Origin of the sequence: Vibrio sp. Y20_XG_PY13, assembly GCF_024181925.1 — a bacterium.
Classification (GTDB): Bacteria; Pseudomonadota; Gammaproteobacteria; order Enterobacterales; family Vibrionaceae; genus Vibrio; species Vibrio parahaemolyticus.
The window spans coordinates 112,244-126,903 of sequence record NZ_JAMZAL010000002.1 but is presented as its reverse complement, the minus strand read 5'-3'; the positions used below and the strand labels follow the sequence as shown (position 1 = coordinate 126,903).

17 protein-coding genes are annotated in these 14,660 nt (G+C 44.1%); 12 read left to right on the top strand and 5 right to left on the bottom strand.

The features are described from left to right. Positions 1–77 precede the first annotated feature (77 nt). Positions 78–1,448 (bottom strand): MATE family efflux transporter, encoded by a 1,371-nt coding sequence (locus NL646_RS05790; RefSeq protein ID WP_015296717.1) that lies wholly within the window; start codon positions 1,446–1,448, stop codon positions 78–80. A gap of 287 nt (positions 1,449–1,735) precedes the next feature. On the opposite strand from NL646_RS05790, the gene NL646_RS05785 reads away from it, so the two are divergent. Then, positions 1,736–2,347 (top strand): riboflavin synthase, encoded by a 612-nt coding sequence (locus tag NL646_RS05785; protein ID WP_021486681.1) that lies wholly within the window; start codon positions 1,736–1,738, stop codon positions 2,345–2,347. A 108-nt stretch (positions 2,348–2,455) separates the two neighbouring features. On the opposite strand, the gene NL646_RS05780 is transcribed toward NL646_RS05785, so the two are convergent. Together NL646_RS05780 and NL646_RS05775 are read right to left on the bottom strand one after the other, a co-directional pair. Further along, a complete protein-coding gene (locus NL646_RS05780; protein ID WP_005396219.1) occupies positions 2,456–2,650 on the bottom strand; it encodes a CPXCG motif-containing cysteine-rich protein in 195 nt (64 codons plus the stop codon). Between the two features lie 283 nt (positions 2,651–2,933). After that, positions 2,934–3,800: a fructosamine kinase family protein gene (locus NL646_RS05775; RefSeq protein ID WP_029559994.1), complete on the bottom strand. Its 867-nt coding sequence runs from the start codon at positions 3,798–3,800 to the stop codon at positions 2,934–2,936. A gap of 224 nt (positions 3,801–4,024) precedes the next feature. Between NL646_RS05775 and NL646_RS05770 the strand changes: the two genes are divergently transcribed. From NL646_RS05770 to NL646_RS05760, 3 genes are all read left to right on the top strand, one after another. Further along, positions 4,025–4,996 carry a response regulator gene (locus tag NL646_RS05770; RefSeq protein WP_253663965.1) on the top strand — a complete coding sequence of 324 codons (972 nt, stop codon included), beginning with the start codon at positions 4,025–4,027 and terminating at the stop codon, positions 4,994–4,996. Further along, on the top strand, positions 4,996–5,958 hold the full coding sequence (locus NL646_RS05765; RefSeq protein WP_005453915.1) for a sensor domain-containing diguanylate cyclase: 963 nt from the start codon (positions 4,996–4,998) through the stop codon (positions 5,956–5,958). Before NL646_RS05770 ends, NL646_RS05765 begins: the two co-directional genes overlap by 1 nt. A 140-nt stretch (positions 5,959–6,098) precedes the next feature. Further along, positions 6,099–6,443 carry a DUF3802 family protein gene (locus NL646_RS05760; RefSeq protein ID WP_005453925.1) on the top strand — a complete coding sequence of 115 codons (345 nt, stop codon included), beginning with the start codon at positions 6,099–6,101 and terminating at the stop codon, positions 6,441–6,443. A 62-nt stretch (positions 6,444–6,505) separates the two neighbouring features. On the opposite strand, the gene NL646_RS05755 is transcribed toward NL646_RS05760, so the two are convergent. Beyond that, on the bottom strand, positions 6,506–7,000 hold the full coding sequence (locus NL646_RS05755; RefSeq protein ID WP_015296721.1) for an NlpC/P60 family protein: 495 nt from the start codon (positions 6,998–7,000) through the stop codon (positions 6,506–6,508). Positions 7,001–7,134: 134 nt separating this feature from the next. Here NL646_RS05755 and NL646_RS05750 point away from each other — a divergent pair, with 134 nt between their 5' ends. The 6 genes from NL646_RS05750 to NL646_RS05725 all read left to right on the top strand — a co-directional run bounded on the left by NL646_RS05750 (position 7,135) and on the right by NL646_RS05725 (position 11,558). Continuing rightward, positions 7,135–9,153, top strand: coding sequence for a methyl-accepting chemotaxis protein (locus tag NL646_RS05750; RefSeq protein WP_253663964.1), 2,019 nt, complete (start codon positions 7,135–7,137; stop codon positions 9,151–9,153). Between the two features lie 207 nt (positions 9,154–9,360). Next, entirely contained in the window at positions 9,361–9,780 is a 420-nt protein-coding gene (locus tag NL646_RS05745; RefSeq protein WP_023625020.1) for an NUDIX domain-containing protein, read from the top strand. After that, complete coding sequence (locus NL646_RS05740) at positions 9,770–10,183, top strand: NUDIX domain-containing protein (protein WP_140317884.1); 414 nt, start codon at positions 9,770–9,772, stop codon at positions 10,181–10,183. The genes NL646_RS05745 and NL646_RS05740 overlap by 11 nt, the downstream gene beginning before the upstream one ends. Before the next feature lie 36 nt (positions 10,184–10,219). Continuing rightward, a complete protein-coding gene (locus NL646_RS05735) occupies positions 10,220–10,651 on the top strand; it encodes a hypothetical protein (RefSeq protein WP_228490563.1) in 432 nt (143 codons plus the stop codon). Between the two features lie 263 nt (positions 10,652–10,914). Next, the gene (locus NL646_RS05730) at positions 10,915–11,295 is read left to right on the top strand and encodes a hypothetical protein (RefSeq protein ID WP_025515713.1); all 381 of its coding nucleotides are present in this window, start codon (positions 10,915–10,917) and stop codon (positions 11,293–11,295) included. A gap of 44 nt (positions 11,296–11,339) precedes the next feature. Further along, positions 11,340–11,558, top strand: coding sequence for a membrane protein (locus NL646_RS05725; RefSeq protein WP_005453864.1), 219 nt, complete (start codon positions 11,340–11,342; stop codon positions 11,556–11,558). A 96-nt stretch (positions 11,559–11,654) separates the two neighbouring features. Here the strand turns inward: NL646_RS05725 and NL646_RS05720 are convergent, their stop codons facing one another. After that, complete coding sequence (locus NL646_RS05720) at positions 11,655–12,494, bottom strand: sterol desaturase family protein (protein WP_253663963.1); 840 nt, start codon at positions 12,492–12,494, stop codon at positions 11,655–11,657. Between the two features lie 154 nt (positions 12,495–12,648). Between NL646_RS05720 and NL646_RS05715 the strand changes: the two genes are divergently transcribed. After that, positions 12,649–13,398, top strand: coding sequence for a tRNA-uridine aminocarboxypropyltransferase (locus NL646_RS05715; protein WP_029999663.1), 750 nt, complete (start codon positions 12,649–12,651; stop codon positions 13,396–13,398). Between the two features lie 173 nt (positions 13,399–13,571). After that, on the top strand, positions 13,572–14,480 hold the full coding sequence (nagK, locus tag NL646_RS05710; protein ID WP_005495063.1) for an N-acetylglucosamine kinase: 909 nt from the start codon (positions 13,572–13,574) through the stop codon (positions 14,478–14,480). Positions 14,481–14,660 lie beyond the last annotated feature (180 nt).

Sequence of the window (14,660 nt, the reverse complement as noted above, 5' to 3'; positions counted from 1 at the left end):
TTGCCATGAAGATCAAAAAAGCCAGCGAATGCTGGCTTTTACGTTCTGTTGTAAACCGTCACCAATGGCGAGCAGAATTACTGCAGAGAAAAGTTAAGTTGTACATCGGGCTCTTGACGGTGCATCCAACGAAGGCGAACACCAAGCATTAACGCAGCTGCGGTCAGGCCGATGATAAAGCCAAGCCAGAAACCTTGTGCGCCCATTGGTTCAACAATCCAATCTGTACGACCAAGAATGTAACCAGTAGGAAGGCCAAGAATCCAATACGCGATGAACGTGCGGTTGAAGATCGCGCGCATGTCTTTGTAGCCACGAAGTGCACCGGCTGCGATGACTTGAACGGCGTCAGTGCATTGGTAAACCGCGGCAAACAGCAATAACTGCATCGCTAGTGTGATTACTTCTGGGTTATTGGTGTAAAGCTCAGCAATCAGTTCACGAGACAGTACTGTGATGATTGCTGTAATCGTTGCTAAAGCAAGACCAACCATAATACCGACGCGAGATGCAACGCGTGCACCGTCGACATTTTCTTCACCCAAACGGTGGCCAACGCGAATACTTACCGCAGCACCTACACTCATTGGCAACATAAATACCAACGAAGAGAAGTTAATCGCAACTTGGTGCGCCGCAACGATGATTGGGCCAAGTGGTGATACCAACAGCGCCACTACAGCAAACAGTGTCACTTCAAAGAACAGTGCCGCTGCAACAGGGAAACCCAGTTTAAACAGGCGAACTTGCGCTTTCCATTGTGGTTTATGGTATTCGCCAAACACATTGATGCTTTTTAGTCGTGATGACGTCATCACATACGCCAACAGCAACGCGAACATAACCCAATATACGATGGTGGTTGCTACGCCACAGCCTACGCCACCCAACTCAGGCGCGCCAAATTTACCGTAAACGAAAATCCAGTTAAGCGGGATGTTCAGCAGTAAACCAATAAATCCAATCACCATCGCTGGCTTGGTTAATGACATACCATCAGTGAAGCTGCGCAGAGTTTGGAAGAGAAGAAAAGCTGGCACAGCGAAAATCACAGCATGAATGTAGCCGACGGTTTTATCTGCCATCACAGCTTCTACGTCCATCAATTGTAGAATGAACTGTGTTTGCAGTAACACTCCAATGATCGGGATACTGATTAACAACGCAAGGACAACACCTTGCTGAATTTCAAATGGGATCTTTTCGCGACGCGCAGATCCGTTAAGCTGCGCCACAACAGGAACCAAAGCCATAAGCAGGCCAATACCAAACAAAATAGATGGCAGCCAAATGCTTGAAGCGACAGATACCGCAGCCATGTCAGTTGCGCTAACGCCACCTGCCATTACGGTATCGACAAAACCCATGCCCGTTTGAGCGACAGACGCGATCAAAACAGGGGTAGCCAACTTAATTAGACTCGATGCTTCTTCTTTATAGCGATGCACGAAAAATACTCCAGAGCGGAACAATAAGATTGAAAGAAAGGGAGTGCTCGAGGACAAAAGATGTGATGAACTGATCTGATGGTTGATTTTAGTCACGATAAGGTGAAAAAATGCCTCGGAGAAACTCCGCGCAAATGATAAACAATTGTATGTGCATATGCTATACCTAAGCGATTCTCATTTTGGCTTTCTTCGAAGGATTGTTTAGGTATAGAAGGCAAAATGTCGCGGGACTTCAGTGTCTGTGCGGATAGCCAACGTTTATATTGCATCAGTAGGTAAAAGACATGTTTACAGGAATAGTGCAAGGAACAGCGAAGGTTGTTCAGATTGATAAGAAAGAGCGTTTTCAAACTCACGTCATTGAACTCGATGGCGCGTTAATCGAAGGGTTAGAAATTGGTGCGTCTGTTGCGCACAATGGCTGCTGTTTAACTGTGACGAACATCGATGAAAATCGAGTCAGCTTTGACTTGATGCAAGCCACGCTTGCGTTGACCAACTTGGGGCTTCTCGAAGAAGGAAGCGCCGTTAACGTTGAGCGCGCTGCTAAATTTGGTGACGAAATCGGTGGGCACAGTATGTCTGGTCACATTAGCTTAATGGCAAACATTGTGGATGTGATTGATACGCCGAACAACCGCACAATTTGGTTTGAGTTACCACAAGAGTCGATGAAATATGTTCTTGCGAAAGGTTACATCGGTATCGACGGCTGCTCGCTAACCATTGGAGAAGTTGAAGCAAACCGTTTCTCTGTGCATTTGATTCCTGAAACTTTACAAAGAACCTTGTTTGGCAGTCGACAGGTGGGTGACAAGGTGAACATTGAATTCGATCCTCAAACTCAAGCTATCGTTGATACTGTTGAGCGCGTTTTGGCGGCTAAACAGTTGTAGCTGGAACGCAGATTTGGCCTTATATATTGGCCTCATATAGATGAAGAAAAAGGAGCAAAGAGGCTCCTTTTTCTATTTTAAATGGATTTAAAACAATACCGAGGGTGGCTACTCGTAGTTGTCATCAATAAACAACTCGACTTTATCTTGAAGTTCGTCCACGCGCATATTTAAATGAATCGCATGGCAACAAGCCGGGCAATCATCATAAAACTCTTGATCCCCATTACTGGCATCCAATGTTATGCCTATTGAGTGTCCACAATGCGGGCACTTAACATGCCTTTCAGTATAATTTTTCATACAACAACTCCTAGTATTGCAGGGCTTTTAAAACTCAATATTTAAGGAAGTACAGCCCTTTCACTTACTTTGCCTGACCATTCACAAATCGCGTAAACGCCATTTATGCCAACGGCTCAGGCACAATCTAAAGATAAGTTACTTAGATATTAGGTGGACTTGTTGCTAATTGATTCGAAATAAGTACAAAACTTGACCCCAAACTCAACCTTGAATCTGGGGTCTGTAGCTTGAGTGATGTGCCTCGAAAATTGACACAAAGCAGTGACTTGTGCCTTCCAAATTAGTAAGAAATAATTTTATTGATAGTGAGCTGAGCTTGCTCCAAATAATGCCCACCGAACAAATTACAATGATTGAGGATGTGATAGAGGTTGTAGATATCTTTTCGTTCATGATAGTTAGGCAGCAATGGCATCACCGATTCATACCCTTGATAAAACTCAGGTTGGAACCCTCCAAACAATTCAGTCATCGCGATATCGCATTCTCGGTCCCCCCAATAGCATGCAGGATCGAAACAAATCGGGCCAAACGCGGTGAGAGCGACATTACCATTCCATAAATCACCATGTAGAAGAGACGGTTCTGGCGTATGGTTCGCAAGAAGCTGTTTTACAACGTCAATAAAGTCGTCGATATCAACTAGCGTCACGCCTTTCTCTTTTAATAACTGCAGTTGCCAACCAATACGTTGCTCAGCGAAGAATATGCACCATTTTTTGTGCCATTGATTCGGCTGCAGGGTGGAACCGAGATAATTGTCGGTATCGAAACCAAACTCTTTCTGTTCTCCCCATTGATGCAGTTGAGCTAATTGCTGACCAAATTTGAAGCTGTTTTCAGGGGCATCTAGGGGTTTGGTAGGAAGGTAGTTCAAAATAATGAAAGCGTTGTTTTTGGTCTTACCGACCAATACCACTTCAGGGACAAATATTGTCGAAGTTTCGCGTAACAAGTGCAGGCTCTCGGCCTCAACTTCAAACTTGTGCAAGAATTCTCGGTCGTTGATTTTGACAAAATAGCGTTGCTCACCGTCGTTTATCATATAGCTTTCGCTAATGTCTCCGCCGGATAGTCGAACTTTTTCGGTGATCTGATATTCAAACAGTAAAGTATCAGAAAGTTGTTGCGATATTGCTTGCCACATACAAAACCTCGCGAATCTATTTGACCACCAATAGTTTAGGATAAACGACAAGAGATTGGCGCGGAGTTGAGCATACTTCGGCAAGAAAACTTTGATTAAAAACACCTATTTTTTATAAGTGTGAATCAAATCTCCTATAAGCCTATGATTTGTCGGCTTAACATATGGAGCAATTTGTTTACAACAGGTATGATTATTTTTTTGACTTTAGTTCCATTGGTGGCATGAAAATACTGATATGTGATGACTCGGCGGTTGCTCGTAAGCTTATCGCTCGAACCATCGTACAAGATACCTCATTGCACCTTATCGAAGCCCAAGACGGGAATGAGGCGCTGAAAATCTTAGCCGAACAAAATATTGACGTTTTGTTCCTCGATTTAACGATGCCTATTATGGACGGTTTCGAGGTTCTTGAGTCTTTACCCGTCAGCCATTATCCAACTCAGATCGTGATCGTGTCGGGTGATGTACAACAAGAAGCAAAGCAGCGCTGCCTAGAGTTAGGGGCAATGGATTTTATCGCAAAGCCGTTGTCAGAAGAACAAGTCATCCCGCTGTACGAGCGTCTTGGGTTGCATTATGAACAGCGAACATCAGTGGAGCTTAATTCTGCACAAAGCCAAGAAGAGCTTTCATCCCTTGCCAAGTTTCGTGAAATTGCCAACATTGCGCTAGGCAAAGGGGCGGCCATTATGGCTGATCACTTGCATGAGTTTATCCAGTTGCCAGTTCCGCATGTTGGGCCATTGTCCTATGGTGAATTGCATATGACGCTGGTGGACGTGATTGGGCGAGATAGCTCTGTAGCGGTTTCGCAGCGCTTTGTTGGCGGCGGCATACACGGAGAGGCGTTGGTTTGCCTACGTGGGAAAGATATCAATCAAATTGGCGAAAGGTTGGGGTATCTGCTCGAATTTACGCCTCATAATGAAATTATTTTAAATGTCTCTAACTTGCTGGTTTCGTCATTCCTAACCTCTTTAGGGAACCAACTTGATAAGCAGTTTTCACTTCGTCAGCCGGGCATCGTCGATACAATCACTCCTTACAATGAAGAACAAGGAGAATCAGGCGAACTCTTTACCATCGAATATACCTACATGGCGGAAGCGCTCGATTTTGAGTGTGAAGTATTATTTCTAATAGACAAACCATCAGTAGAAATTATTTATGAAATCATGGAGTTAATCTGATGTCCGATATCACGCTGGACATAGCAGACTTTCATTGGGTCACACAAATTTTAGATACCATGGATTCTGGGCTCATTGTTCTTGATCCAGAATATAACGTGTGTGTCTGGAACAGCTTTATGCAGTCTTACAGCGGTGTACTGTCTCAAGATATTTTAGGTCAATGCTTGTTCGATCATTTCGACGAACTACCACGAACGTGGTTGGAAACGAAACTAAAGGCCTCTGCTGATCTTGAGACTCGTTCCTTCTCCAGTTGGGAAAACCGACCATACCTTTTTAAATTCAACAACTTTTCACCGGTTTCCAACAGCTGTGACTTTATGTTTCAAGACATCGTTATCACGCCATTGCGTTCACTTTCTGGCGAAGTAAGCCATATTGCGATTCAAGTGAACGATGTTTCCGAAACGGCGAGAAACCGAATCCATTTGCGAGAAACCAATCAGCATTTGTCTGAGATCAGCAGAAAGGATGGTTTAACAGGTTTGTTTAATCGAGCATTTTGGGAGCAATCATTAAAAGATGAGTTTGCGCACCTCAAAGTGATCGACGGACCATGTTCTCTGGTTATCTTCGATATTGACCACTTTAAAAAAGTAAACGACACCTATGGCCACCCAACGGGTGACGAGGTAATTCGTCGTACTTCTGCTTTACTTCGTAAAACCGCGCGCAGCAGTGACATTTGTGGCCGCTTTGGTGGCGAAGAGTTTACTGTGCTATTACCGCATACCAACCAAGAGCAAGCATGCTATTTTGCTGAGCGATTACGTAAGAGAATTGAGCAAGAGATCGTGAAAGTAGAAGATTTTTTGATTAATTACACGATAAGTATTGGTGTTTGCGAGTATAAGCCTTATTTTGAAAGTCATACTCAATGGTTAAAGAGTGCTGATGCGGCGTTATACCGCGCAAAAGAAAATGGGCGAAACCAAACTTGTTTGCATGAATGCGATTAACCTAATTGGTTGAAAAGCATCCAGTTAGCGCATGAATGTTTATTAATATGAAATAAGTTAATGAAATTTTCTCGGCATGTCTTACTATTGAAACTAATTCGCTTTCAGCTACGAAGGCTTGCAATAAACGGAGAAAAACAGTGGTTGTAGAAACCGATGGGTATCTCGCTCTCATTGAGCATTTGTCGCTTAATCTAGATATTTTCACAACGGAAATTGGCGATACAGGTTCCGAAAGCATCGAAGATGTGGTTACTGACATGGTTGCTTCAAACATCATGGCGATCTTTGAGCAAAACCCTGAGCTTCACTCAAGCGTACGTTTTAAACTGCTTAAAGAAGCAGATGCCGTTGTAGAAGACCTTGGTGAAGTGCTAGCGGGCGTGTGGAGCAAGAAAGCAACGAACGAACAGATTGCTTTTCTAGATGAATACATTGCGTTAGTGAAAAACCTATTTGATACCGCAGTCGCCACTTACGATTAATGTTCAAATGCCGAGTATGCCCCCTAATATTCAGCTAAACACTATTCCAACAATAAGAAGGGTTACAAGGTAACTCTTCTTACTTGCCAAAACTTGGACGCCCAGTAAGGGTTGTCTATTCTAGAAATAATTACCCCTTTAGACGTTGATGCGTGCATAAACTGCTTGTTCCCCAAGTAGATTCCAACGTGGTAGGTGCTTCGTCGAGTTTTAAAAAACACCAAATCTCCTTGTTTGGCATCCGTCCAACTCAGCTCAACGCCTTGTGTGGATTGCTGCTTTGTCGTCCTTGGTAGGGCGAGTTGATACGCTTCGACAAAGGCTCTTTGAACGAAAGCCGAGCAGTCGATTCCAGATTTTTGCGTTCCGCCAAGTCGATAGGGTGTGCCGTGCCACTCGTTGTAAAACTGAAACAAGTCAGGGTTATTAGACAATAACTGATTGGTGGGTACAGTTACTTCAACCTGCTCACTCGGCTCTGGGCCAGACGAACAAGCTGAAAGTAGAGCACTGATTATCAAAGGAAAATATATACGACGCAAATCTTCACCTGTCATCTGTATGACTCATAACTGAAATATTAATGTCATAACCAATCCATAGTATGGGCTGAAAATCACGGTTTTGTCTCACATGTGTGACGGATTCACGACAAAGCCGACTCAACCTCAAGAAAGAATAAAAATTGATTATGGCAACGCGCAAACGCTCACGCACATCGCTTTCACTGATTCAGACTATCAGCGCAACATTTTTAACTATCATCGCACTTGTTATAGCCCTTTCTGTCTCAAGTTTCAAAGGAATGGGGCAGGTTGGAGAACAATTTGAAGATTTGTCTCAAAAAGCATTACCGATTGCGATGGCCAATGCGACTCTGACCAGAAATGTGTTGGAAATGGTGAAACTGCTCAACTATGGAATGCAGGTAACGGAAGCGAAAGAGTTACCGCTTGTAGAAGCGCAAATTGAAGCGCTGGCGAAACAGACAGAAGGTCTGATCGAGAAAACATCCGAAGTCGCTCCACAGCTTTCCAATGAGTTAAAAGATAAAGTGGAGACGTTGCACCAAATTACAAACTCCATTTTACTCAAGCAATCCGCCGTGATTCAGATGCAAGGGCACATCGACGCGAATGTTGGTGGTTTTCGCTATGGACTGAGTTCCATCGGCCCAGAGATGAACAGAATTAGCTCATTTTTAAGCCTGGACGATCCTGAGTCGAGTGACGCGGCAAACCGTTTTATTGCATCTGCGAGTTCGATGGAAAGCACTTTCCTTGTAATGATGATGCATACCGATTTACCTAAAGCGGAGAAAGAATATCGGGAGATGCGAAATCGAATTGCGGGGATTAACCTTGCTTACGAAGATTTCAAAGCCCTACACCCTGAAGTCAGTGACTACGCCAGCTTGACAGCGCCTTATGACATGGTGAAATCAGGCTTTGACGAAGAGGGCATTTTGCAACTCATTCTTGCCAAGTTGGCCCAAAGCGAACAACAACAGCGTGAGTTTCATCAAGCGTCGTTATTCGCTGACGAAACCATGAGGCTCTTGGATAGCATTTCGCAGTCGGCATCGAACTTGATTGATGAACGCGAAGCCATGGTCAATAACACCATAGGCAACGTCAGCATGATGGTTCTTGTCGCGGCGTGTGTTATCTCTCTGGTTGTTTTGGTCTCTTGGTTCGGGCTAAAAACGTGGACAAACCGAGGCTTGAAGAATGTGCTGGTACGTTTATCCGCATTAACTGACCACGATTTTCGTGCCAAAGCAGATGAGATGGGCCCCTTTGAGCTAAAAGAGGTCGCACGCAAATTGAATCAGGTGATCGATTCAACACACGACTCTATCCAAACGGTTACACGTAATTGTGAGACGCTTTATCAAACCGCAGAAATCAGCCATGATGCAGCTGAGCAAACCAATGAAGGTCTAACCACGCAAAACGAAGCGTTAGCGAGCATGGTGACTACGATTACTCAGCTAGAGGCGTCCATACGTGAAATTGCGACAGTAACGAATGCTTCGTCAGAAGATTCATTACTTGCTACACGACATACCGAAAAAGGTGTCCAAGTTGTCGAGCAAAACCGAAAGCGGTTGGAATCATTAGAAAGCTCTTTGGATATGAATGAACAATCGATGTTAGAGCTAGACCAGCGTGTTAAACAGATTCGTGAAATGGTCGATATGATCAGTGGTATCGCGGAAAACACCAATTTACTTGCGCTGAATGCAGCTATTGAAGCTGCTCGCGCAGGTGAACAAGGGCGCGGGTTTGCGGTTGTCGCGGATGAAGTCCGTAAACTGGCAAAGGATACCTCCCAACAAACGACCAATATTCGTGAAATGATGAGCGAGCTTATTACTGCGGCAGAGCGTTCTCGCCAAGCGGTAAACGATTCGCGAGAAGAAATGACCCATGCGCTGCATTCCAGCAATGAGGTGAAATCGACATTCTCTGACATCAACCTCGCGGTTAAGCACATTCAAGAGCGTGTTGAGCAGATCTCTGTTGCCACGGAAGAGCAAGAACGTGCGACGGCGGACGTGTCTCAATCCATCAATAATATTTCCGAGCTTGGAGAGCGTACAAAGCTACAACTTGAATCCATGGTTGAAAGCTCTGAACAAGTGGCAGAAATTGCAGGGCATCAACAAGCGATGTTGCATAAATACGAGCTGCATCAGTCCGCATAAGTGACATGTTTTCATCTTCTATAAGCAGAACTTCGGTTCTGCTTTTTTGTTGCTTCTACGCACCTTCTCATTGCTATTCAAATAGCAGAAGTGAGTTATATCGCATCTTGCTCATTTCTTAAGGGCTGAGTTATCACTACGTGGTGTTAATGCTATGTCGGTAAAACAAGATGGCTAGAATGTTGTCCGAATTCAAAGGAATGAATCATGCAACTATTACAAAGAGCCAGCCTTATACTGGTTAATCATCAGCAAGAACTTTTGCTTATCCAGCGTTTTCAAAACGATAGACACTATTGGGTTTTCCCCGGCGGTAGTGTTGAGGTTGGAGAGCAGCCTGTTGAAGCTGCGAAAAGAGAAGCGCTGGAAGAAACCTCATTGGAACTCAATCGAGTCCAAAAGGTTTTTGAGATCGAAAACCAAGGTCGCTTAGAAACCTATTTTCTTTCTTATGTAGGGAACTCAAAAGTGAAACTGGGGGTGGGGCCGGAACAAACCAGACAATCAGACGTTAACCAGTATCATTTAAAGTGGGTGCGTTTAGATCAACTTCATACGATTCCTTTATATCCAGAGCAAGCCAAAGTTTTCTGTTTAGACAACGAGGAGTGGTTTTATGATCGATAAAGTTTGCCCCGTTGTTCTGCGTAAGCAAAACCAAGAGATCCTACTTTTTCAGCATCCCTTAGCGGGTATTCAGTCAGTCAAGGGAACGGTTGAGACGTTTGATGAAAGTTACATCACGGCTGCAAAACGGGAGCTGGCTGAAGAATCTGGGATTACGCACGTTATCTCCGCTCGGTATTTATGTTCATGGGACAGTGGCTTTCAAAATCAAGCATGGCATTTTGTTTTGTGTGAGTGTGCAGACCTAGAGGATTCATGGACGTTTCATACGAAAGACGATGGCGGACATGATTTTGCGTTTTTTAGGCACGATATAGGGAGCGATATTTCCTCACAGGCGCATACTGTTTTTCAGTACGCACTGGAAAAAGTTCGAAAACTGATAGACCAAGGGGTGGTGTAAGTGAGGTTGCAAGTTGGAGGTTTAACAAAGAAGAACTTGTTAAAGCACCTGAGTAAAAAAGGTGTTCAATTGAATGCCTTCGCCCAACAACTATTTGATGATGACAAAGTCGAGTGCGCAGATGAGATTCAATCGTTCTTTTTAACGATAAAAACACCGTTTGACTTCGGACTTTATTTTGGCGCGACCCTTGGAGAAATGATTGAAGCGGCGTCGACACAAAATCTATCACCTTGCCCTTTAGTTGTTGCGCCATACCTCCGTTTACAAGAAATTGACTTGGTGAAGGGAGAGTACCTTACTGTGGTGTCTTCCCCGCTTTCGAATGACAAAGCTTATCCACGTGGTTTGTATCTACGGGATCTCGACGACGGATTCTGGCTACGAGGCTTTAGATGTTCGGACGATTGTATCTTTCCGCCGTCGAAAAAGTTTGTTTTTGTGTCTGAGATAGCGAAGGAGTGTTGAGTGTGACATATCTTTATCATCGCGAGCCCGACAACCTTTCTCACCTAATCTCGAGGGAAAACTAGCGGATTTGAGCGAAGTGCCAAAGCAAACACTATGCTTCTATCAGGAGCGAATAGATAAGGAAGAGCAGTCGTTACTCTTCTTTCGCACGCCTCGTGTACGGTTTAAAGGCACTGTCGATCTCAAAAATGGCTATGAGATTACAAATGTTTAATTGACTTCTATATGCTTTGCGCATTCTTTCAGATAAGGAAACGATAATGGATAAATTCGTAGTGTTTCTCTTATGCCTTTTTATGACGATAGGTGGCGTGGTTCACCTGTATGACAACATAGTTGATGGCTTTTTGCCTTACGATTTTGCTCCGCGTTGGCTAAACATTTATTGGAGCGCATTAGGTCTTTTAGATTTGTTAGCGGTGTACTTATTAGTGAAACATCGCAGAGTGGGCTTGGTGTTGATGCTATTGATTTTAATGACAAACGTGATTTTTAGTTCACACGCTCACTATACATTAGAAGTATTGGACAACAATGTGGCTCTGCAAATGAAAACGCTGTTCTTGGGCTTTTCGTTGGGCGTTTCCATCTGGCTTTGGAATGCGCGAAAGCACCAGCAATCGCGTCAGATATTTCGTTAACTTTATCTACTCACACATTTAAGGATTATCAACAGGGATTCGTTATGAACGATTTTAAAGACTTGGCGAGTTTTGCCGGTTTTAGTGCGTTAACAGGTTTGAGTTTTGGCACCATTTTCTTCAGTCTCGCTTTTGTGTACAGCTCCTTCGAAACGCAGCAACACGTCAACACTAGCGCTTTAGTTTGTGCTGTTTTTGGAGTCATAGGCTTGGTTGTTGGCATTACGCAATTAAATAAAAAACGCCAATTAGTCGAAAGTTAATTCGGCAAGTCTTTCGGTGGATGGGGTCTCTAAAACTCTATAATGAACTCTGTGATTTGTTTTTTGTTGGTTACTCCATCTACGTTTGTCTTTTAATCATCGTTCTTGCTCTTGCTCTTGCTCTTGCTTGCCCTCGTGATAGCGAAACGGCTGTGTCAGCAGCTTATCCAATCTTTGCTCGATCGCTTCCCTGATCTCAGGCACGCCAATCACGACATCGTTATGTCCAAGCGCTGGTTGTGCGCGATACGTTCCAAACCATCTATCCCAAACGGAAAGGAAAAAACCAAAGTTCGAATGGGTTTCCTTCACAATCACCGAATGGTGCACGCGGTGCATGTCTGGTGTCACAATGACTTTTCGCAGTTTCTTATCGATAGATAACGCAAGTTTTGCGTTACTGTGATTGAACATCGCACTCGCATTTAGAATGATCTCAAACACCACAATCGCGAGAGGTGAAACGCCAAGAATGAATACCGAGGCGATTTTGACAACCATCGAGATGATGATTTCAATTGGATGAAAACGCGCGCCAGTTGTGACATCGATATCCAAATCGGCATGGTGCATACGATGAATTTTCCATAGCGGTTTAACGCGATGAAAAACCAAGTGCTGAACATAGATGATGAGATCGAGAGCAATCACAGCAAGCAACACATTTAACCAACCGGGCAGGGACAGAAGATTGAATAGTCCCCATTGCTGATCATGAGCAATGGTCGCAGCTTGAAACGCAGCGATAGGCATCACTAATGCAATGATCGCGCTATTTAAGGCGACCAAAGAGAGGTTGTTTAACCAGCGAAAGGAACGTTTGACGGTGAGCGTCTTTCTTGGGAGCTTGTTTTCCCAAAGAGTACACAGCAACAATACGACAATAAAACAGCTAAGTCGCAACCAAGATGGGTCGGTAAACGTGTTTTCAGTCACTGATCTTTCCTTCTTCTACGCATTTGTCGCAATAGACCTTAACTAACGTGAGATTCTTTCAATGTTTGGTCTTTAGAGTAATAACGCTGCCGCCTTGTGAGCGAGCGGTTATACCAGTAGAATCGCGCTCTCGTTTTTATTTGGCATTTCCTTCATGAGAATCCACGCTTTCCATCGTTTATATCAGTATCGTCAATCCATCTCAACGAAGCCTTTCAATGCTCGTGGATGCAAAGTTCAGCGCTGCCCATTCTGTCAGGTTTCAGAGCAGCATTGTTTATGTGAATTGCAACCTGATATCGATAGCAATGTCGCGTGCATGCTGATTGTGTCTGAGAACGAAGTGTTTAAGCCAAGCAATACAGGCCGTTTGATTGCTGATACGGTGAAAGAGACTTACGTGTATCAATGGAATCGCACTGAACCTTCACAAGAGATGCTTGATCTTTTGTCCAACGATGACTACCAGCCTGTCATTGTCTTTCCTGCCGATTACGTTGATCAACCTGAGCGATTGCTAGATGGATTACACGCTGAGCACTTACATCACACTGATGGTAATAGCAAAAAGTGGTTGTTGATTTTTATCGATGGTAGTTGGCGTGAGGCGCGAAAAATCTTTCGTCGCTCTGAGTTTTTACAGTCTCTACCAGTCCTATCTATCGAGCCGGAGTGTTTATCTGAATACATCATGCGTCGTTCTGAGAACGAGCAGCATCTTTCAACAGCTGAAGTTGCGACTTTAGTTTTGAAACAAGCCGGTGAGAACAAAGCATCGGAATGCCTTCAATTGTGGTTTGAAGCCTTTAGAGAAACCTACATGCTAACCAAGACCCGAGTCAAAAACGATCCTAATCGACCGCATTTGAAACGTTTCAAAGAGTGGGTGAAAACCGAGAGCTGACTCTAAGGAATGAACTTTTGTTGATGGCATGTTGTTCAACTGACTTCAGCGAGGGGATAAATCTGCATTCGGTCACGGTTTGCAGGCGTACAGATATGGATAATGCCACTAGTTTATACTTTTGACTCCAGCCATTTTTGGAGTCGTTTAAGCATTTTTTAGGAGAGAAATACATGTATTACGGCTTTGATGTCGGCGGCACTAAAATTGAATTTGGTGCATTTAACGAGAAGCTTGAGCGTGTAGCGACGGAACGTGTACCTACACCAACAGACAACTACGAGCTGCTGGTTGATACCATTGCGGAATTGGTTAACAAATACGATGCAGAGTTTGGTTGCGAAGGCACCATTGGTCTTGGTCTACCAGGCATGGAAGACGCAGACGATGCAACGGTATTAACAGTTAACGTTCCTGCGGCGAAAGGCAAACCACTGCGCGCGGATCTTGAAGCGAAAATCGGTCGCAGCGTAAAGATTGAAAACGATGCGAACTGTTTTGCGCTATCAGAAGCATGGGACGAAGAGCTTCAAGATGAGCCTTCTGTACTTGGTTTGATCCTAGGCACTGGTTTTGGAGGCGGTTTTATCTACGATGGTAAAGTTTTCTCTGGTCGTAACCACGTAGCAGGTGAGGTGGGCCATACTCGTTTACCTATCGATGCTTGGTTCCACTTAGGCGAAAACGCACCTCTATTGGGCTGTGGCTGTGACAAGAAGGGGTGTTTAGACAGTTACCTTTCTGGTCGAGGCTTCGAGCTGCTCTACGCCCATTACTACGGTGAAGAGAAGAAAGCGATCGACATCATTAAAGCGCACGCAGAAGGTGAGGCGAAAGCTGTTGAGCACGTTGAGCGTTTTATGGAGTTGCTGGCTATCTGTTTTGCAAACATCTTTACAGCGACTGACCCACATGTTGTTGTGCTGGGTGGTGGTCTTTCCAACTTCGAATTGATTTACGAAGAGATGCCAAAACGTATTCCTAAGTACCTGCTTTCTGTCGCGAAGTGTCCGAAGATCATCAAAGCAAAACACGGTGATTCAGGTGGTGTACGTGGCGCTGCGTTCCTAAACATCAAGTAGTGACTGAAACCTTACTCGATATAAAGTAAGAAGAAATTTAAAGCCCCGTTTAGACCATCAAGGTAAAACGGGGCTTTTTACTTATATATCGAAGTAACTCATATACCTAAGTAATTTCGGTATGCTCGGGTATAGAGCACGAACAAAAATAGCATGTATAAAAAAACTCGCGACGAATCG

Bases quoted from the DNA above. Each gene is read 5' to 3' on its own strand.
- NL646_RS05725 (WP_005453864.1), top strand. From the start codon at position 11,340: ATGAACGATTTTAAAGACTTGGCGAGTTTTGCCGGTTTTAGTGCGTTA.
- NL646_RS05780 (WP_005396219.1), bottom strand. From the start codon at position 2,650: ATGAAAAATTATACTGAAAGGCATGTTAAGTGCCCGCATTGTGGACAC.
- NL646_RS05745 (WP_023625020.1), top strand. From the start codon at position 9,361: ATGCAACTATTACAAAGAGCCAGCCTTATACTGGTTAATCATCAGCAA.
- NL646_RS05785 (WP_021486681.1), top strand. From the start codon at position 1,736: ATGTTTACAGGAATAGTGCAAGGAACAGCGAAGGTTGTTCAGATTGAT.
- NL646_RS05730 (WP_025515713.1), top strand. From the start codon at position 10,915: ATGGATAAATTCGTAGTGTTTCTCTTATGCCTTTTTATGACGATAGGT.
- nagK (WP_005495063.1), top strand. From the start codon at position 13,572: ATGTATTACGGCTTTGATGTCGGCGGCACTAAAATTGAATTTGGTGCA.
- NL646_RS05715 (WP_029999663.1), top strand. From the start codon at position 12,649: ATGAGAATCCACGCTTTCCATCGTTTATATCAGTATCGTCAATCCATC.
- NL646_RS05770 (WP_253663965.1), top strand. From the start codon at position 4,025: ATGAAAATACTGATATGTGATGACTCGGCGGTTGCTCGTAAGCTTATC.
- NL646_RS05740 (WP_140317884.1), top strand. From the start codon at position 9,770: ATGATCGATAAAGTTTGCCCCGTTGTTCTGCGTAAGCAAAACCAAGAG.
- NL646_RS05765 (WP_005453915.1), top strand. From the start codon at position 4,996: ATGTCCGATATCACGCTGGACATAGCAGACTTTCATTGGGTCACACAA.
- NL646_RS05775 (WP_029559994.1), bottom strand. From the start codon at position 3,800: ATGTGGCAAGCAATATCGCAACAACTTTCTGATACTTTACTGTTTGAA.
- NL646_RS05750 (WP_253663964.1), top strand. From the start codon at position 7,135: ATGGCAACGCGCAAACGCTCACGCACATCGCTTTCACTGATTCAGACT.
- NL646_RS05755 (WP_015296721.1), bottom strand. From the start codon at position 7,000: ATGACAGGTGAAGATTTGCGTCGTATATATTTTCCTTTGATAATCAGT.